This is a genomic window from Chryseobacterium sp. C3 (genome assembly GCF_014218905.1).
GTDB lineage: Bacteria > Bacteroidota > Bacteroidia > Flavobacteriales > Weeksellaceae > Chryseobacterium > Chryseobacterium mucoviscidosis.
In genome coordinates this window covers 445,154-461,264 of the sequence record NZ_JACLCU010000005.1, presented here as the reverse complement: position 1 = coordinate 461,264, position 16,111 = coordinate 445,154, and the positions used below count along the sequence as shown (strand labels likewise).

Here is a 16,111-nt window from a genome sequence, read left to right as displayed (position 1 = left end):
CCTTCTTTTTCTTCAAATTTCACAATATCAAAATAATCCACTAAGTATGGTGGAAGCAAAAACTTTAGTAATTCTTGTTCGTTTAGCATTAGACAAAGATAAAACTACTTAACATTACTCCCCAGCTTTTGAGCCTGATCCCTTTTCCACTATTTTCTGCACATGCAACTCCTCAAGACAAGCCCAGTCTCCACGATAGCATTCTTTATCCCCAAAAACAGAACAAGGTCTGCAGGTAAGGTCTTTCACCTGAACCACATCTTCCTCCTTTTGTCCAAATCCTAAAAAACCTGCAAAAGGATGAGTTTGTCCCCATACGGAAACACATCTCGTTCCCATGAGACTTGCCAGATGCATATTGGCAGAATCCATAGAGATCATTAATTCTAATGTAGAAATTTTATTTAACTCCTCCTGAAGGCTTAATTTTCCCGCTAAACTGAGAGTATTCGGGATTTCTCTCTCCCACTGCTCCAGTGTTTCAGCTTCAGATTTTCCGCCTCCGAAAAAATAAATCGTATGTTTTTGTGCTAAAATTTTCGCCAGCTCAAAAGACTTTTCCAAAGGAAGCATTTTTCCGCGATGCTGTGCGAAAGGCGCAAATCCTATTCCTGATTTCTCGATAGAAAGAGGTCTTAATGTATGGGAAAGTTCAACGCTAAAGCCCATTTCCCGAAAAACATCTGCATAACGTTCTACCGTTTTTTTTAATTGGTTTTTATTTAAATTCCAGACATTCGTGAGGTCTTCTTTTTCTTCTTTTCCCTTATTGATTTTGAATACTTTAAGCCCTTTTCTTCTGTAAATTTTGTCGAGAATCTTCGTGCGGATTACATCATGAAGATTCGCGATAAAATCCGGATGAAACTCTTTAATCAATTCATTAGCAAGACGCCTCAATCCGAAGATGCCCTTATAATCATCAAGATTAACTCCTTTGAATATAACGTTCGGAATATCAGCAAATAAAGCTTCAAAATTTTTTCGGGAAACCATCACAATTTCCACATCAGGATTTTGCTCCAGAAACTCACGGAAAACGGGAGCTGTCATCGCAACATCCCCAAAAGCAGAAAAACGGTATGCTAAAATTCGGGTCACAGATTAAGACTTCAGTTGATATGCGACTGCATAAAATTTAATCTGCTTCGTCATTGCCATCAAACCATTGGCTCTGGAAGGAGAAAGAAACTCCTGCATACCAATTTCAGAAATAAACTCAAAATCAGAGTCCAAAATTTCCTGTGTAGAGTGACCGCTGTAAATGCTTACCAGAAGCGAAACAATACCTTTCGGCAAAATCCCGTCCGAATCTGCCTCAAAAAACAGCTTTCCCTCTTTAAATTCAGCATCAATCCAAACTTTACTCTGACAGCCTTTAATCAGGTTTTCTTCTGTCTTCTTGTCATCAGAAAGCCCCTTCAGCTCTTTTCCAAGATCAATAATATATTCGTATTTCTGCTCCCAGTCTTCAAGAAAAGCAAATTCGTCGATGATTTCCTGCTGTTTTTCTTTAATAGTCATTGTAAACTGATTTCTTTCTGCAAAGATAGCCAAATTAAAAAGATGTTGAATTTATTTGAAGCTATTCCCGCTTTCTGCTGTATCTTTTTTACACGTTCTTATCCCCATACAAAAAAAGGATGTCGCGGCAATCGGGGCTAAAATTGCAGTCATCCATATCAGATATTTGACATAAATAAATTTATCTTTCTGAAAAAACATAAAATAATATGAATAAACCGTCTCAAAAGAATCAAGCTTAGATCCTTGTAGGATGACAAACTTAGTAGAGTTATCTAAAGAGAAGCTTTTTCAAAAAGCTGTAAGATTTTGGTTTCTTCGTTTTCCCAACAAAATACTTTTGCCGCTTTTTCAAGCTCAGTTTTATAGTTTAGGCGTCCCCTTTCAAGAACTTTATTCAAAGCCGCAGCTATTTTCTCCGGATCATGATCTGTAACAACTTCACCTATATCAAACTGCTTTTTTATACGAAGCATTTCAGGGAAATTGATCATCACCAACGGTACTCTGGATTGTATATAATCACAGACTTTATTGGGAAGAGAATAATAATAGCTTACCCCATTATTTTCTTCAAGACTGAATCCCGTATCTGCTGTTTTCGTCACTTCTCTGAGATTTTCCGGCTTTAGTTTTCCAAGAAATACAACTTTATCCTGAAGCTTTTCCTTTATGACAAGATTTTCATACTCCTTCTTTTTAGGGCCGTCACCGGCAATTTTAAGAACAGCATTCTCAATTGAGTGCATGGCAACAATAACCTTATCAATTCCGCGGGATTGATTAACAGCTCCCTGATAAAGAATTATTTTAGGATTATTTTCTGGAATTTCGGGAGTAGAAATAATTTCTCTTGGAATATTTCTTACAACGATAGGATTTACTTTATATTTTTCCTTAAACCATTCGGCATAGCTTTCACTCTCCGTCATCATGAATTTAATTTTGGGCACAATGCTTTTTTCCAATACCCTCCAAACCTTTTGCGAAAGCTTATTCTGTATTGCGGGCATCTCTGTAAAAATTTCATGACTGTCAAAAACCAAAGGAATATTTAATTTTTTTGAAATAAGATAATTTGGCAGAAGCGCATCTATATCATTGGCATGAAGAATTGTATTTTTGTCAGCTTTTTTCTTTAATTCCTTATATAACTTCCAATTGAACTCAAAATACGCCGTTTTTAAAGTCTTAGATTTTATTTTTATCCTCTCAAAAGGATACGGACGCTCCATCTTTTCGTTTCCTCCCCAGTCATTGCCAATTAGTTCTATATTATATCCATTGTCAAAAAGAGTTTTACATACTTTCTCTATTCTCTGATCAGTATAAAGATTGCTGAATGCTGAAGTTATTATTTTCTTCTTCATTAATTTTTCTTATCAAATATTAGATAATACATTTGAATAAAACAGATGAGTCCATTTGGAATAATAACCGGCCAAAGCATGCCGCTGAAAATCCCGTAAATGACAAAACAGATACAGCCGATCATATTCACGATCCTTATTTTTCTAACATCTTTCAAGATGAAACTCAATACAATAAAAACAGATGCAGAATATCCTATATAACTTGCAAAATCAGAATTCATGAATAAAAATTTCGGGGAGACAAACTTAATCATTTTCAATAAGATAATAAAATTATTTCTGCCATAAAGTCATTTATTGCTTTTTGGTAAAATATTTGTAATTTAGATAATGAATAAATGGCAATGTTGCTTTTATTCTAATGAGATATATTATGGATTATAAGTTTTCACAAGGTTTGAGCCAGGTGTTCAAACAAAGCAAGAGCGAAGCGAAAAGGCTCAAAAGTGAATTTCTTAATACAGAACATCTACTTTTAGGTATTATAAAAACAGAAAACTCTGCAAAAGAAATCCTTCAAAACCTTAATGCGGATCTAACACAAATCAGAAGAAAAATTGAAACTTTAAATACAGCAAGTCTAAATCCTATTTCTGAGGAGGTTACCAATATTTCTTTCACGAAAATGGCAGATCATGCCATCAAACGTGCTGAGCTTGAATGCAGACAATACAAAAGCAATGAGATTAATACCGTTCATCTGCTTTTAGGCATTCTTTACAAATATGAGGACCCTACTTCAAACATATTAGGAGCTTACGACATCGACTATGAAGGAGTTTCAAAAGAATATCAGACTATGCTTAAAAATTCCGGACAGGCACCACAGATGAGTGCTTACGACGACGATGACGAAAGAGAAGATTTTGAGCAAATGAGAAAGCCTACAGGAAATTTAGGCTCTGCTAAAAGTAAAACACCAACACTGGATAACTTCGGTAGAGACTTAACTTCTCTGGCAAGAGACGGGAAATTAGATCCTGTTATCGGTCGTGAAAAAGAAATTGAGAGAGTTTCTCAGATCCTTTCAAGAAGAAAGAAAAACAATCCTTTGCTAATCGGGGAACCGGGAGTTGGTAAATCTGCCATCGCGGAAGGTCTGGCTTTAAGAATTCAGCAGAAAAAAGTTTCCAGAGTCCTTTACGGAAAACGAGTGATCACTTTAGATCTTGCAAGTTTAGTTGCCGGAACAAAATACCGTGGTCAGTTTGAAGAAAGAATGAAGGCGATCATGACGGAGCTGGAGAAAAACAGAGACGTGATCTTATTCATTGATGAGCTTCACACCATTGTTGGTGCGGGTAGTTCAACAGGAAGCTTAGATGCTTCCAATATGTTCAAACCGGCTTTGGCAAGAGGTGAAATTCAATGCATCGGAGCTACTACTCTGGATGAATACCGTCAGTACATTGAAAAGGACGGCGCATTAGAAAGAAGATTCCAGAAAGTAATGGTGGAACCTACTTCTATTGACGAAACCGTTCAGATTTTAAATCAGATCAAAGATAAATACGAAGAGCACCACAATGTAATTTATACACCTGAAGCAATTGCAGCGTGTGTAAATCTTACATCAAGATATATTACAGACCGTTTTCTACCAGACAAAGCGATTGATGCGATGGACGAAGCGGGATCACGAGTGTATATTAAAAACATGAAAGTTCCTACCGAAATCATTGATTTTGAAAAGAAAATTGAAGAAATCAAGGAATTAAAACAAAAAGCTGTAAAAGCTCAGGACTATCTGGAAGCAAGAAAACTGAAAGATGAAGAAGAAAGGCTTCAGATGGAACTGAATTCTGCTCAGGATAAATGGGACAAAGATGTAAAAGAGAAAAAAGAAACCGTAACAGAAGAAAATGTAGCGGAAGTAGTTTCTATGATGAGCGGTGTTCCTGTTACCAAAGTTGGTAAAAACGAACTGGATAAACTTGCCGGAATGGATGGAAACCTGAACGGAAAAGTAATCGGTCAGGAAGATGCGGTGAAAAAAGTTGTGAAAGCAATTCAGAGAAACAGAGCCGGTCTTAAAGATCCGAACCGTCCGATCGGTACATTCATTTTCTTAGGAACAACAGGGGTTGGTAAAACCGAGCTGGCTAAAGTAATGGCAAGAGAACTTTTCGAATCTGATGAATCTTTGATCAGAATCGATATGAGTGAATACATGGAGAAATTTGCCGTTTCAAGATTGGTAGGTGCGCCTCCGGGATACGTTGGATATGAGGAAGGCGGACAATTAACAGAAGCGGTAAGAAGAAAACCTTATGCTGTGGTTCTTTTGGATGAGATTGAAAAAGCGCATCCTGATGTATTCAATATCCTGTTGCAAATCTTAGATGAAGGTCACGTTACAGACAGTTTAGGAAGAAAAATCGATTTCAGAAATACGATTATCATTCTTACTTCAAACATCGGTACAAGAGATCTTAAAGATTTCGGTGATGGTGTCGGATTCGGAACTTCTGCGAAAAAATCAACAACGGATTCCAGAGCAAGAAGTACAATTGAAAATGCGCTTAAAAAAGCATTCTCACCAGAATTCCTGAACAGAATTGATGATATCGTTATCTTTAATTCTCTTGAAAAAGAAGACATCAAGAAAATCATTGATCTTGAACTGAACAAATTGTATTCAAGACTTGAAAAATTAGGATATAAAGTGGAACTGACTGAAGAAGCAAAAGACTTTATTTCTGAAAAAGGATGGGATAAAGATTTCGGAGCAAGACCATTAAAAAGAGCGATCCAGAAATACATTGAAGATTTATTGGCAGAAATGCTCGTAAACAAACAATTAACAGAAGGAGAAACCGTAGTTCTTGATCTGAATGAAGCGAAAGACGGTTTGGCAGGGAAAACTTCAAAGCCGAAGAAATCTGCCGCAGAGAAGTCTTCTTAATCGTAAGTAAATAATTTAATATAACAGAAAAGCATCGGAAAAATTTCCGATGCTTTTTTATTGATTTTTTAAAACAATATTCTTAATTATCGGCAAATCTTAACTTTTTAGTATTTTTACGGCTCAATTAAAAAATATGAATATTTCTATATTAGGAACCGGTTTTATGGGCAAAAAGCATAAAGCTATTTTAGAGCAGATTTCTAACGTTCGTATTAATGCGGAAATAGACTCACATTCAGAACCTAATTCTGATATTCATTTTCAGTCTCTGGAGCATTTTCTGGAAGAAAAATTAGAGACAGATCTGGTTGTGGTTGCCACACCGAATTATCTTCATTTCCAGCACACTAAAATCCTTTTGGAAAATGGATATAATGTACTCATTGAAAAGCCCTTTGTATTTAATCTTGAACAAGCCTATGTTCTTCGAGAAACTGCGCTTCAAAATGACTGCCGTGTTTTTCTGGTTATGCAGAACAGGTTTTCGTCTGTAACTTTATTTCTAAGCGAACTTGTAGAATCTAAAAAACTAGGGAAGATCTATAATATTCAGCTCAATGCATTTTGGAACAGAGGTGAGCAGTATTACATTAAAGATTCCTGGAAGGGAAAAAAGAATATGGACGGAGGCATTTTATATACCCAGTTTTCGCATCTTCTGGATCTTTTATGCTGTGTTTTCAAAGACGATTTTGCCGTTCTTTTCAGAGATTTAACCTCTTTTAGAAACTTTAATATCTCAGAAATTGAAGATACTGCCCTACTCGTTCTTCAGGGTAAAACAGGAACAAAAGTCTCCGTTAATTTCACCACTTCTGTTTTTGAAAAAAATCAGGAGACTTCGCTCAATATTATCGCAGAGAAAGGCACTCTTAAAATATCAGGACAGTATTTCAATGAAATTACGTTCCAACATATTGCTGACTGCCCAGATAAATTTGAGATTCCATCCACTTCCAATGAAGAAAACCTTAAAGAAATGTATCTGGAGATCTTCAAATCTTTGCGAGGGAAAAAAAACAATGCTATTTTACTGAAAGACGGTCTAGGTCTGGTTGATCTTCTGGAAAAAATTTATTCCTAAAGCCCCACCACAAATCCTATATTTGGAACTAAACCACTTGAGAAAATACTCGAATTTTCTTTCCATAAAACATTATACATCAAACCAAGCTGTAAATAAGAATTATTCCCAATTCTCTGCATATACCCGCCGCCAAGATAAAGAGCATCTTCATCTGCATTGGTTTTAAAATCATAAAACTTGTCTTTATAATTGATGAAGTAATGCTGATAATTGGCACTTACGAAAAACGTTCTTGCAATATAATAATTCAGAAAAGGACCAACTCCGAACATCGTAGAACTGTAAGCATTTGATTTCTGCCAGGAAACACTTCCCAAAACTCCGCCTTCAAGATCGTCCGTAAGTCGGTAACCCACTCTTGGAGCCGCTGAAAGATTAAAGTAATTGTTACTTCCGAAACTAAAGCCGATTCCGCCGCCGAAAGTCCAGCGATTGTTATTTTCAGGAGAAGCATTTACAGCAACCTGAGAAAAAAATAGTCCTGAACATGAAACACATAAAGAAATAATCAGTTTTTTCATATTTAAATTGTTTTTATCGATGTCTAAAATTATCACTTTTTTGCGAATCTTTTTAATTGTATTTTTGCAGCGTCAAACTAAGAACTCCCGTTAAGAGTTTCGTAAAATTGAAACAACATGAAAGTAGTAGTAGGATTATCCGGAGGAGTGGATTCCAGTGTTACAGCGTATCTGCTGCAACAGCAAGGTCATGAAGTGGTGGCTTTGTTTATGAGAAACTGGAACGATGCTTCGGTAACGCTGGAAGATGAATGTCCGTGGATCGAGGACAGCAATGATGCCTTAATGGTGGCTCAAAAACTTGGAATTCCGTTTCAGGTGATTGATATGAGCGATCTGTACAAGGAAAGAATCGTAGATTATATGTTCGACGAATATCAGAAAGGAAGAACTCCGAATCCTGATGTTCTCTGCAACAGAGAAGTAAAATTCGATGTTTTTATGAAGACGGCAATGTCTCTGGGCGCAGATAAAGTCGCAACGGGTCATTATGCAAGAGTAGATTCAACGATCGATGAAAACGGTAAGGAAATTTTCCATCTTCTTGCCGGAAAAGATAACAATAAAGACCAGTCCTACTTCTTATGTCAGTTAAGTCAGGATCAGTTGTCCAAAGCATTATTTCCGATTGGAGAGCTTACAAAACCTCAGGTTAGAGAAATTGCCAAAGAAATCGGTTTGGTAACAGCAGATAAAAAAGATTCTCAGGGATTGTGTTTTATCGGAAAAGTAAGTTTACCGCAATTCTTACAGCAGCAATTGGTTCCAAAAGAAGGCGAAATCGTAGAAATTTTCAAAGATTCTCCCCTTTTTGCTGAAGAAATGCCTGAATTTTCGTTAAAACAGGAAGAATTGGAATACCTCAGCCGAAAAATCAATTACAAAAATACAGACGGTAAAGTTATCGGAAAACATCAGGGAGCTCAGTTTTTCACGATCGGACAAAGTAAAGGACTTGGAATCGGCGGACATAAAGAAAGCTGTTTTATCATCTCCAGAGACATGGAAAACAATATTCTTTTCGTGGGAGAAGGACATCAGTTTCCAGGACTGCTTAAAAGAGCCTTAAAAATTGATAATTCTGAACTGCACTGGGTTCGTGAAGATCTGAGACTGAAAAACGGAGAATCGATGGAAGCAATGGCAAGATTCAGATACAGACAGCCATTGCAGAAAGCAACTTTATATCAGTTTGAAGAAGGATTCTATGTGGAATTTGAAGAACCGCAGTCTGCCATTGCAGAAGGACAGTTTGCATCGTGGTACATCGGCGAAGAGCTGATCGGAAGCGGAGTTATTTCCTAAAATAAATCTTATCTAAATAATAATCCCGAAGCGTTTTTAGTTTCGGGTTTTTTTTTGAAAAAACATCAATTTCTATTTCATTTTATGGTTTAAATAGAACAAATTAAGAAACACAGATACAATAATTTCCAATATTAAAATCATTATTAAATAGCCGATTGGTTTTCCTAAGAAAATTCCTCTGGCTAATTTTACCACTCCCAATAGAAATATAGAAATCAGGAAGTAAAAAGTTGTTCTCGAAATGGTTTCTCCAAAAAATTTCAGCGCAAAAACAGAGGCATAAAATCCAAGGACGAGAATGAAATAGAATTTTAGAAAATAGTGTCCTTTCAAAGAAATCGGATCTAAAGTATGGTTGATTGCAATAAGCCAGATCAGACTTATGAGCACCGGAATTGTGTGGGTAAGGATTTTTTTCATGTGTATTGTATTTCGGTTAATCTCCTCCACCTCCGCAACCACCGCATCCGCTTCCACAACTGCTTCCGCAGGAACTGCCGCAACCGGAACCTCCGTCGCTGTGTGAACTGTCGCTTCTGCAGGTGTAGAAAAAGCCGCCATCACTTCCGTTGTCTTTATTGGATTCGTTATTTGTACTGAATGCTTTTATAATCATTACAATCAGCACGAAGACGAAAATAAGAGTCAGGAATATTCCCCAACCTCCGTTATTGTTTTCCGTACAGGAATAGATCACCAAAGAACTGCTTAAAAAAATAAAAATTTTAACAAAAGGCGATATTTTTCTCTTTTTTGAAGGAATTTGAGTCGGTTTCCAGATATCTTTCGGCGGTTCCTGCTCAAATATTTTCTCATAATTTTCTAAAGTTTCCGCAAACCAGCTTTTATGTTTTTCATTTTCGTTTTCTCCGCCTTGTGATGGTTGATGATGCAGTTTCTGCTGCAAAACTTCGGGACAGAATTCTTCCCAGTAGTTTTGTGTGTAAATGAGATGCATATGCCATACTTTGTCTATAATTTCGCTTGGCGAAGCACCATTTGGAAGTTTACAGCAGAGGTAGACGAATTTTTTGTATTCATCAATTGCTTTTCGGGTAAATGTTTCTGTCCAGTTTTCTTCTTTTGCCAGTTTCTTTGAGAAAGGAAAATTGGCAGCAGATTCATCCAATGAGAATTCCTGAAGCCTGTTCCAGAGAGGATCGTTTTGTAATACCATTTTTGTTTCCATTGTTTTAACTTTTAATTTCTACTCAAATATCGTTGGAAGTTGAGATATAAAAGTCTTGCAACAGTCTCATTTGGTTTTAAAATTATCTTATATTAGTCTTATAAATTAGAAAATGAAAAAAGAAGATATTGTACATGTAGAAAAACTGATGAATTTTCTGGCGTTGCATTTCCTGAAGAAACATCATTGGGAAGATGTCTCCAAAACCGAATGGTCTTACATTGTTGCAGAACTTAATGATCTGATTATCCAGGAAACCTCAGAGAACAACAGTAAAAAAAGCCCAGATCTTTTAGGTTCCAACTACCTCTACGAACATTTGATTATCAACAAATTAAAGAAATATTCTCAAAATGAAAATGCAGTATTAAGCAAGCCTAATCTTGCTAAATTAAGCACAATTGTAAAAGTTTTGGGATATTCAAGTTATATCGATTTCATCAATTCTAATACAGAATCATTTAATTTTAATGATCTGAGGATTGATATGAATAATGTAAAGCCAAACACCGCATTGCTGGATCGGCTTGTCGGCTGTTGGTATTCCTACAACAGAAATCTTCCGGAAAATCCTTTACAGGCAAAAGAAGACCGAATCTGGCGTTCTGCAACGGAAATCTACAAATCTGAAACGTCCGGAGAATATTTCATCGAAAGAAGCGGCGGCGACCGTCATAAATATTTTGGAAAAATAACAGCCTATTCCGATTATGTTTTTATCATCATGAACAGCAATACGTTTATCCGGCAGCGTCATTTTATTTCAAGAATAAAAGATATCAAGGAAAAGCTGAAAAATCCAGAGTATAAGCTCCATGAGTTGCATTTTATAAGTACGTGTATCAGTTTTAATCAGGAACCGATTGCCCTTTTCGAAATTTTCCAGAAAGCAGACCGGAAAACCTTTATTTCAGACTCCATCAGTTTTCCGATCGACAGCGATGAAATTCCGAAATCGATTATCAAACAGCTTGAAGACACGGAATCTAACCGTATCGATTACAGATAGTTGATCATAGTTGATGGTCGATAGATTTGAGTTTTTGGGTTTAAGTTTTTTTGTTTTGGGTTTTAACTTACCAACCAGTCTTTAAAATCTTTTACGCGGTCGCGGCTGACAGTAATTTCTTCCTGTGGCTGAAATTCCAGTTCAACCTTGTAATTGGGTGAAGTGTGGATATTTTTAATGTAATCTGAATTGATGATAAACTGCCGGTTTACACGGAAAAATTTCTTTTCATCCAGCACTTCTTCCAGTTCGTCCAGTGTGAAATCCGAAGGATACGTTCTTTCCTGAGTCTGTAAATAAACAATTTTATTTTCGCTGAAAAAACAGCTTACTTCATGTGTCTGTACAATTTTCAGGTTGTACCCGATCTTTACTAAAATTCTGGAAAGCGTGCTTTTCCCCTTTTTAATTAACTGCTTAATTTCGTGTGAATTGACGGAATTATCTGAAGGAATAAATGATTTGAATTTTTCGATCGCTCCGGCAAGATCTTCATCTAAAATCGGCTTCAGAAGATAATCGATGCTGTTCAGTTTGAACGCTTTTAAGGTATACTGATCAAAAGCTGTCGTGTAAATGATAAATCCTTTTGTCGGAACTTTTTCAAAAATATCGAAAGACAGACCGTCTCCCAGCACAATGTCTGAAAAGATGAGCTGCGGATGTTCATTTTCCGAAAACCACTGCACTCCTTCTTCTACGGATTCTATTTTCGCAACAATCTCTATTTCAGTAAATTCTTTAAGCATTCTTTCCAGTTTCCTTGAAGCGGGTTTTTCGTCTTCGATAATGACAGTCTTGATCATTGAGTTCCTGTTTTAGTTTTACAATTTCGAAATAAAAGTAATCAAAAATTGTCAGTTTTAAAACTTCAGCGGTTCTTTTGATTTTTTCATTTCTTTTTCCATCACTTCTCTTTCCCATTCAGAATCCAGAAGGAAGAGTTTTACGGCTTTTACGATTAAAATAATTCCCCAGATGGTAAGAATGATTGATCCGTTCCACAATGAAAAATTAAATATTCCTTTTTCTAAAATATCGTCTCCGAAAATAATTACTGCCACGATCCCAAACCATAAAAGGCTTTTGTAGAATTTTTTAAGATCGTTTACTCTTTCCTGTGCCTGATTGTAATTCATAATAATTTATTTTTAAGGTTAAAATTGAATGTTGGTTATAAAGATTTAGTATTTCTTCTTTCTTCGTCCATCAGTTGTTTTATTTTTCTTTCTTCCCAGTCTCTTCCGATCCCGAAAGTACTCGCTGCGTGTGCTGCAAGACCTAATCCCCATCCTAACATCGGCCAAAAAAACCAAAGATATTGTGGTGATGTTAAAAAATTCAGTACGGCTAAAAATGAAATCACAAGGCAATATGAAGTAAGGTTTCCGTAAAATCCTTTCAGTTCTTTTACTCTTCTTGATGCTTTTTCGTATGCTAATTCTTCTTTGTTGGTGTAAGTTTCCATATTTTTTATTTTTAAAGATTAATTGTTTGTTTTGTTGAGACAAATGTAGGTCGGAAAACAGCCTCAAATCAATTTTAACTGACCGAACCGTAGATTATGCATCCTGAATTGTAAAAATCCCGACTCAACGGAGAATCGGGATTTTTTGATTTTATGTTTTTAGTTGTTTGGTTAGGAATACCGCGAAAGTATAGTGCGTTTTTTAGCTAGAATTTGTAATCAATTTCTATATCAAATGATTGTCAAACTGACTAAATTTCTCCTTTGTCGAAATGACAGTGCAAGGATTTTTAATTATGGAGTTAAGTGTTTGCTCATTTAGGAGCAGAATCTGTGTAGAAATAAGAATAAATCCGTCAATCAATCCATAGGATTGGTATCTTAAATACGATAAATTTTCTAAAGATAGCGTTCCTACGGAACGCAGAACGCCTTGCGAATATGCTGTCTACACAGATGAAACTCTATAGAGTTTTCTACCATTTTACTTTAAATAACTTTCCTGATTTTGTTGATTAAAAATCAGTGAATAAGTAACTTAATAAACAAAAGGAATCAGCTTTTTCGTTTTTCTACGGTAATCCAGATATTCTTCTCCGAACTGCTCGATTAAAGCCTTTTCTTCGACATTAATTCTGTAGCTGAATGCAATGAAAGGAATCAGAAAAGCCAAAGTCAATGAGAACCAGTTGTTTAAATACAATCCCAAACCCAACGAAGTAAGCAATGAAAAAGCGTAAGACGGATGTCTGAGATATTTGTAAAACCCTTCTTTCTTAATTTTATGATCTTCTTTAATCGTAACATCCACCGTAAAATATTTTCCCAAAGAACGAATGATGATGAATCTTAAAATGATTCCGATCCATATCAGAACGGCTCCTGAATAATAAATCCAGACCTCATCAGAAATGGGAAATCTTGTAACATACGAAACCGCAACGGCACTTATGATTGAAAGCGGAATGGCAATCCATAACAGATTTAGAGTAGATTTATCCTTTTTATTGTCTTTTTCTCCGGATTTCAGGATGTTTTTGTAAAGAAATTCGCTTAAAAACCATGCGACCATAGAAATGGCAAAAACAATCTGTAAAGTTTTCATATCAAACGGTATTTGGAAGTGATGAACAATTTATCTGCCGTTTTTTTCCTTTTCCATCAGTTCTTTAATTTTTCTTTCTTCCCATTTATTTCCCAGCATAAACCCCGGAATAAACGTTCTCATTGCTGAAATGGCAACTCCGATTCCCCAGAAAAAAGGAAGCGCAAAAAATTTTAACTGAAAAATAGATTCATTGGGTTTTAATTCTTTGTAATTCAGATATAAAATGAAAATATTTACGGCAATATAAATGAAAACGGAAAAGTAGAATCTTTTGATTCTTTTCACCTGTCTTTCCGCTTCTTTGTATCTGAAATCGCTCTTGCTTATATTTTCCATGATGTTTATTTAAATGTTCTGTTTTGTTTTTCTAAAATTTCTCTGATCTTTCTTTCTTCCCAGCCTCTTCCAATAGCAAAAACGCTCATTCCGTGAGCAACAAGCCCGATTCCCCAACCTAACATCGGCCAGTAAAACCACAGACGATTCGGACTGGTTATGAGATTTAAAATGATTAAAAAAGGAATGATGATGCAGTAAGAAATGAGATTTCCGTAGAAGCTTTTTATTTCTTTTACCCGTTTGTGTGCGCGTTCGTAAGATTCATTTTTGGTTTCTGCTATTTCGCTTACCTCATCTGGTTTAGAAGAAAGTACCGGAAGTTTTACTTTAAAATAATCTTCAGACTTTTCTATAAAAACATTTCTTTTGGTGAGTAAAGAATAGCGCTGTACAATATTTGCAAGACCGATTCCGGAGCTTTCTTTGATCTGCTCTCTTACCTGTAAATTATTTTCGATGCACAACGTATCATTTTCAGAGAAAATTTTAATGATGAGAGGTTTTGAAGAAGTGGCAAAATTATGCTTGATGCAGTTCTCCAAAAGAAGCTGTAAAGAAAGAGGAACGACAAATCTCCGGTAATCTTCTTTTTTAACCTCAAACGTAAAATCTACGCTGTCCTCGAATCGAGTTTTCAGCAATTCGCAATAGGTTTTGGCAAATTCCAACTCATCTTCCACCGTTACCAGTTCTTTGTCTTTCTGTTCTAAAACATATCTGTAAATCTTTGACATTGAGGCAGTAAACTTCTGCGCCTGTTTCGGGTTTTCATCAATTAACGAGCTTAAAACATTCAGAGAATTGAATAAAAAATGTGGATCTAACTGGTTTTTAAGACTTTCAAACTGTGCATTGGCAGATTTGGCAATTAATTTCTGTTCAACCACTTCTTTTTTGGACGTTTTCCGAAGTTCTTCCATGAAACCTTTGGCATGAAGGAAAGCTGAAATAAGCAGGGCAATATTAATCATGAACCAGTTGGAAACATTGTACTTGCCGGAAAAGAATTCTTCGGCGGTTGCTGCCTTCTGGATGACTACGAAATTCATATAATTACAGAAATATACCAAAACTGTGTTTGCGACAAGAATGGAAACAATGCTTATGATTGCTCTTGTTCTGGTGGTTTCAGACCAAGGGAATTTCCTGTTGAGAAAATCGTTGATGATGCCGTTTCCAATTCCCAAAACGAATGAATACATGGTGGAAACCAAAAGAGTGATGGCAAAATTTTCCAGTGTTTTTTCATCATTAAAAACAAAAAAGAAAAAAAATGTTGTTGCCAGCGATATCCAGAGTAATATGATGATGCTTTTGTATTTCATTGTAAGTTTTCTTGGTTCAAAATTAGGCTTTAATAAAAGTATTAAAAATTATTTTTCTCCGAACCGTCATTTTTTGTGACTGAAGGGCACAAAAAAACCTTCCGCGAAGAAGGTTTTTTTAAATTTTAAAGCACAAAAGATAATGTTAAAATGAATTTCTAAAATAATCATAATACTCAAAAGAATAAAAATCAAAATCTTTTGTGGTTTTTGTGGTTAAATAAAAGTTTAAACAGACTTTTTACATTATTTCGCAGCTCCGCTTACAAAATATTCAGCTTCTGCTTTTCCCCAGTTGGGAGCGATTTTAGATTTCGGAACGTAGGTTTTAAACTTCGTTAAAGCATCTTTAAACTGTTCCATCCCTTTTGTTTTGCTTCCTCCAAACTGCTCCGGAGTGAAGTAAGTGTCTTCCGCTTTTATCAGGGCAATTCTTGGGTTTTCGGGATCCAGGTTTTCCGCTTTTTTCAATTCTTCTATGGCTTTCATTCCGTCTGTCATGTATCTTTCGGTAGGATTTTCCATCATTTTAAGAGAATACGACATTTTTCTCAGCAGGTGAATTTCTGCATTGTCTTTTCCGGCAATACTTTCTGCCTGATCAAGATATTTTTCTGCAATATTTGCCTGTGTTGAAAGCTCAGACATTTTACCTTCTCTCATTAACATTCTTCCCTTTTGAATGTATGAAAACGCAGCATAATATGCAGGAAGCCATTCTTTGGTTTCTTTTTTTCCGATTCTGTCAAAGTCATTCGCCAGAGTCTGGAATTCGTCAAGAGATTTACAGTTTTCAATTTTGGCAATTTTATCAGACATTATTTTTTCATAATCTGTCTGGGCAAAAGCAGTTAAACTCATCAGACTTAAAGCAAAGGTTAATAGATATTTTTTCATGTTTTCTAAATTTTTAAGTTAATTTTTGTTTTGAATAAAGATATATTTTTAATTG

The 16,111-nt window shown here is 35.7% G+C and carries 18 protein-coding genes; 4 read left to right on the top strand and 14 right to left on the bottom strand.

The window, feature by feature from the left end:
- Positions 1–114: 114 nt before the first annotated feature.
- The 4 genes from H6W53_RS14080 to H6W53_RS21535 all read right to left on the bottom strand — a co-directional run bounded on the left by H6W53_RS14080 (position 115) and on the right by H6W53_RS21535 (position 3,118).
- Positions 115–1,101, bottom strand: coding sequence for a glycosyltransferase family 9 protein (locus H6W53_RS14080; protein WP_317169751.1), 987 nt, complete (start codon positions 1,099–1,101; stop codon positions 115–117).
- A gap of 3 nt (positions 1,102–1,104) precedes the next feature.
- Positions 1,105–1,524 carry a SufE family protein gene (locus tag H6W53_RS14075; RefSeq protein WP_185207705.1) on the bottom strand — a complete coding sequence of 140 codons (420 nt, stop codon included), beginning with the start codon at positions 1,522–1,524 and terminating at the stop codon, positions 1,105–1,107.
- A gap of 275 nt (positions 1,525–1,799) precedes the next feature.
- Positions 1,800–2,894 (bottom strand): glycosyltransferase, encoded by a 1,095-nt coding sequence (locus tag H6W53_RS14070; RefSeq protein ID WP_185207688.1) that lies wholly within the window; start codon positions 2,892–2,894, stop codon positions 1,800–1,802.
- On the bottom strand, positions 2,894–3,118 hold the full coding sequence (locus tag H6W53_RS21535) for a uroporphyrinogen decarboxylase (RefSeq protein WP_108409427.1): 225 nt from the start codon (positions 3,116–3,118) through the stop codon (positions 2,894–2,896). The genes H6W53_RS14070 and H6W53_RS21535 overlap by 1 nt, the downstream gene beginning before the upstream one ends.
- A 152-nt stretch (positions 3,119–3,270) precedes the next feature.
- On the opposite strand from H6W53_RS21535, the gene H6W53_RS14065 reads away from it, so the two are divergent.
- A complete protein-coding gene (locus H6W53_RS14065) occupies positions 3,271–5,802 on the top strand; it encodes an ATP-dependent Clp protease ATP-binding subunit (RefSeq protein ID WP_076391020.1) in 2,532 nt (843 codons plus the stop codon).
- A gap of 136 nt (positions 5,803–5,938) precedes the next feature.
- A complete protein-coding gene (locus H6W53_RS14060; protein ID WP_185207686.1) occupies positions 5,939–6,889 on the top strand; it encodes a Gfo/Idh/MocA family protein in 951 nt (316 codons plus the stop codon).
- Here the strand turns inward: H6W53_RS14060 and H6W53_RS14055 are convergent.
- Positions 6,886–7,413 (bottom strand): hypothetical protein, encoded by a 528-nt coding sequence (locus H6W53_RS14055; protein WP_185207684.1) that lies wholly within the window; start codon positions 7,411–7,413, stop codon positions 6,886–6,888. The two genes, H6W53_RS14060 and H6W53_RS14055, sit on opposite strands and share 4 nt — an antisense overlap.
- A gap of 117 nt (positions 7,414–7,530) precedes the next feature.
- Between H6W53_RS14055 and mnmA the strand changes: the two genes are divergently transcribed.
- Positions 7,531–8,718, top strand: coding sequence for a tRNA 2-thiouridine(34) synthase MnmA (mnmA, locus tag H6W53_RS14050; protein WP_185207682.1), 1,188 nt, complete (start codon positions 7,531–7,533; stop codon positions 8,716–8,718).
- Positions 8,719–8,790: 72 nt separating this feature from the next.
- Here mnmA and H6W53_RS14045 read toward each other — a convergent pair whose 3' ends face one another.
- Together H6W53_RS14045 and H6W53_RS14040 are read right to left on the bottom strand one after the other, a co-directional pair.
- Positions 8,791–9,141, bottom strand: a complete 351-nt coding sequence (locus H6W53_RS14045) for a hypothetical protein (protein WP_185207681.1) — start codon at positions 9,139–9,141, stop codon at positions 8,791–8,793.
- A gap of 16 nt (positions 9,142–9,157) precedes the next feature.
- Positions 9,158–9,910 carry a glycine-rich domain-containing protein gene (locus tag H6W53_RS14040; RefSeq protein WP_185207679.1) on the bottom strand — a complete coding sequence of 251 codons (753 nt, stop codon included), beginning with the start codon at positions 9,908–9,910 and terminating at the stop codon, positions 9,158–9,160.
- A 112-nt stretch (positions 9,911–10,022) separates the two neighbouring features.
- On the opposite strand from H6W53_RS14040, the gene H6W53_RS14035 reads away from it, so the two are divergent.
- The gene (locus H6W53_RS14035; protein WP_185207677.1) at positions 10,023–10,919 is read left to right on the top strand and encodes a hypothetical protein; all 897 of its coding nucleotides are present in this window, start codon (positions 10,023–10,025) and stop codon (positions 10,917–10,919) included.
- 62 nt (positions 10,920–10,981) lie between these two features.
- Here the strand turns inward: H6W53_RS14035 and H6W53_RS14030 are convergent, their stop codons facing one another.
- From H6W53_RS14030 to H6W53_RS14000, 7 genes are all read right to left on the bottom strand, one after another.
- Complete coding sequence (locus H6W53_RS14030; protein WP_185207675.1) at positions 10,982–11,725, bottom strand: LytR/AlgR family response regulator transcription factor; 744 nt, start codon at positions 11,723–11,725, stop codon at positions 10,982–10,984.
- A gap of 57 nt (positions 11,726–11,782) precedes the next feature.
- Entirely contained in the window at positions 11,783–12,058 is a 276-nt protein-coding gene (locus tag H6W53_RS14025) for a 2TM domain-containing protein (RefSeq protein WP_185207673.1), read from the bottom strand.
- Positions 12,059–12,093: 35 nt separating this feature from the next.
- Positions 12,094–12,387: a 2TM domain-containing protein gene (locus H6W53_RS14020; RefSeq protein WP_116099288.1), complete on the bottom strand. Its 294-nt coding sequence runs from the start codon at positions 12,385–12,387 to the stop codon at positions 12,094–12,096.
- 538 nt (positions 12,388–12,925) lie between these two features.
- Positions 12,926–13,492 (bottom strand): methyltransferase family protein, encoded by a 567-nt coding sequence (locus H6W53_RS14015; RefSeq protein ID WP_185207671.1) that lies wholly within the window; start codon positions 13,490–13,492, stop codon positions 12,926–12,928.
- Positions 13,493–13,522: 30 nt separating this feature from the next.
- Positions 13,523–13,831: a 2TM domain-containing protein gene (locus H6W53_RS14010; protein ID WP_185207669.1), complete on the bottom strand. Its 309-nt coding sequence runs from the start codon at positions 13,829–13,831 to the stop codon at positions 13,523–13,525.
- A 5-nt stretch (positions 13,832–13,836) separates the two neighbouring features.
- Entirely contained in the window at positions 13,837–15,159 is a 1,323-nt protein-coding gene (locus H6W53_RS14005) for a 2TM domain-containing protein (RefSeq protein WP_185207666.1), read from the bottom strand.
- Positions 15,160–15,405: 246 nt separating this feature from the next.
- A complete protein-coding gene (locus H6W53_RS14000; protein ID WP_185207664.1) occupies positions 15,406–16,056 on the bottom strand; it encodes a hypothetical protein in 651 nt (216 codons plus the stop codon).
- Positions 16,057–16,111 lie beyond the last annotated feature (55 nt).

Coding starts and splice junctions, on each gene's coding strand:
- H6W53_RS14055 (WP_185207684.1), bottom strand. CDS start 7,413: ATGAAAAAACTGATTATTTCTTTATGTGTTTCATGTTCAGGACTATTT.
- H6W53_RS21535 (WP_108409427.1), bottom strand. CDS start 3,118: ATGAATTCTGATTTTGCAAGTTATATAGGATATTCTGCATCTGTTTTT.
- H6W53_RS14000 (WP_185207664.1), bottom strand. CDS start 16,056: ATGAAAAAATATCTATTAACCTTTGCTTTAAGTCTGATGAGTTTAACT.
- H6W53_RS14030 (WP_185207675.1), bottom strand. CDS start 11,725: ATGATCAAGACTGTCATTATCGAAGACGAAAAACCCGCTTCAAGGAAA.
- H6W53_RS14010 (WP_185207669.1), bottom strand. CDS start 13,831: ATGGAAAATATAAGCAAGAGCGATTTCAGATACAAAGAAGCGGAAAGA.
- H6W53_RS14065 (WP_076391020.1), top strand. CDS start 3,271: ATGGATTATAAGTTTTCACAAGGTTTGAGCCAGGTGTTCAAACAAAGC.
- H6W53_RS14075 (WP_185207705.1), bottom strand. CDS start 1,524: ATGACTATTAAAGAAAAACAGCAGGAAATCATCGACGAATTTGCTTTT.
- H6W53_RS14015 (WP_185207671.1), bottom strand. CDS start 13,492: ATGAAAACTTTACAGATTGTTTTTGCCATTTCTATGGTCGCATGGTTT.
- H6W53_RS14060 (WP_185207686.1), top strand. CDS start 5,939: ATGAATATTTCTATATTAGGAACCGGTTTTATGGGCAAAAAGCATAAA.
- H6W53_RS14070 (WP_185207688.1), bottom strand. CDS start 2,894: ATGAAGAAGAAAATAATAACTTCAGCATTCAGCAATCTTTATACTGAT.
- H6W53_RS14020 (WP_116099288.1), bottom strand. CDS start 12,387: ATGGAAACTTACACCAACAAAGAAGAATTAGCATACGAAAAAGCATCA.
- H6W53_RS14045 (WP_185207681.1), bottom strand. CDS start 9,141: ATGAAAAAAATCCTTACCCACACAATTCCGGTGCTCATAAGTCTGATC.
- H6W53_RS14025 (WP_185207673.1), bottom strand. CDS start 12,058: ATGAATTACAATCAGGCACAGGAAAGAGTAAACGATCTTAAAAAATTC.
- H6W53_RS14040 (WP_185207679.1), bottom strand. CDS start 9,910: ATGGAAACAAAAATGGTATTACAAAACGATCCTCTCTGGAACAGGCTT.
- H6W53_RS14035 (WP_185207677.1), top strand. CDS start 10,023: ATGAAAAAAGAAGATATTGTACATGTAGAAAAACTGATGAATTTTCTG.
- H6W53_RS14005 (WP_185207666.1), bottom strand. CDS start 15,159: ATGAAATACAAAAGCATCATCATATTACTCTGGATATCGCTGGCAACA.
- mnmA (WP_185207682.1), top strand. CDS start 7,531: ATGAAAGTAGTAGTAGGATTATCCGGAGGAGTGGATTCCAGTGTTACA.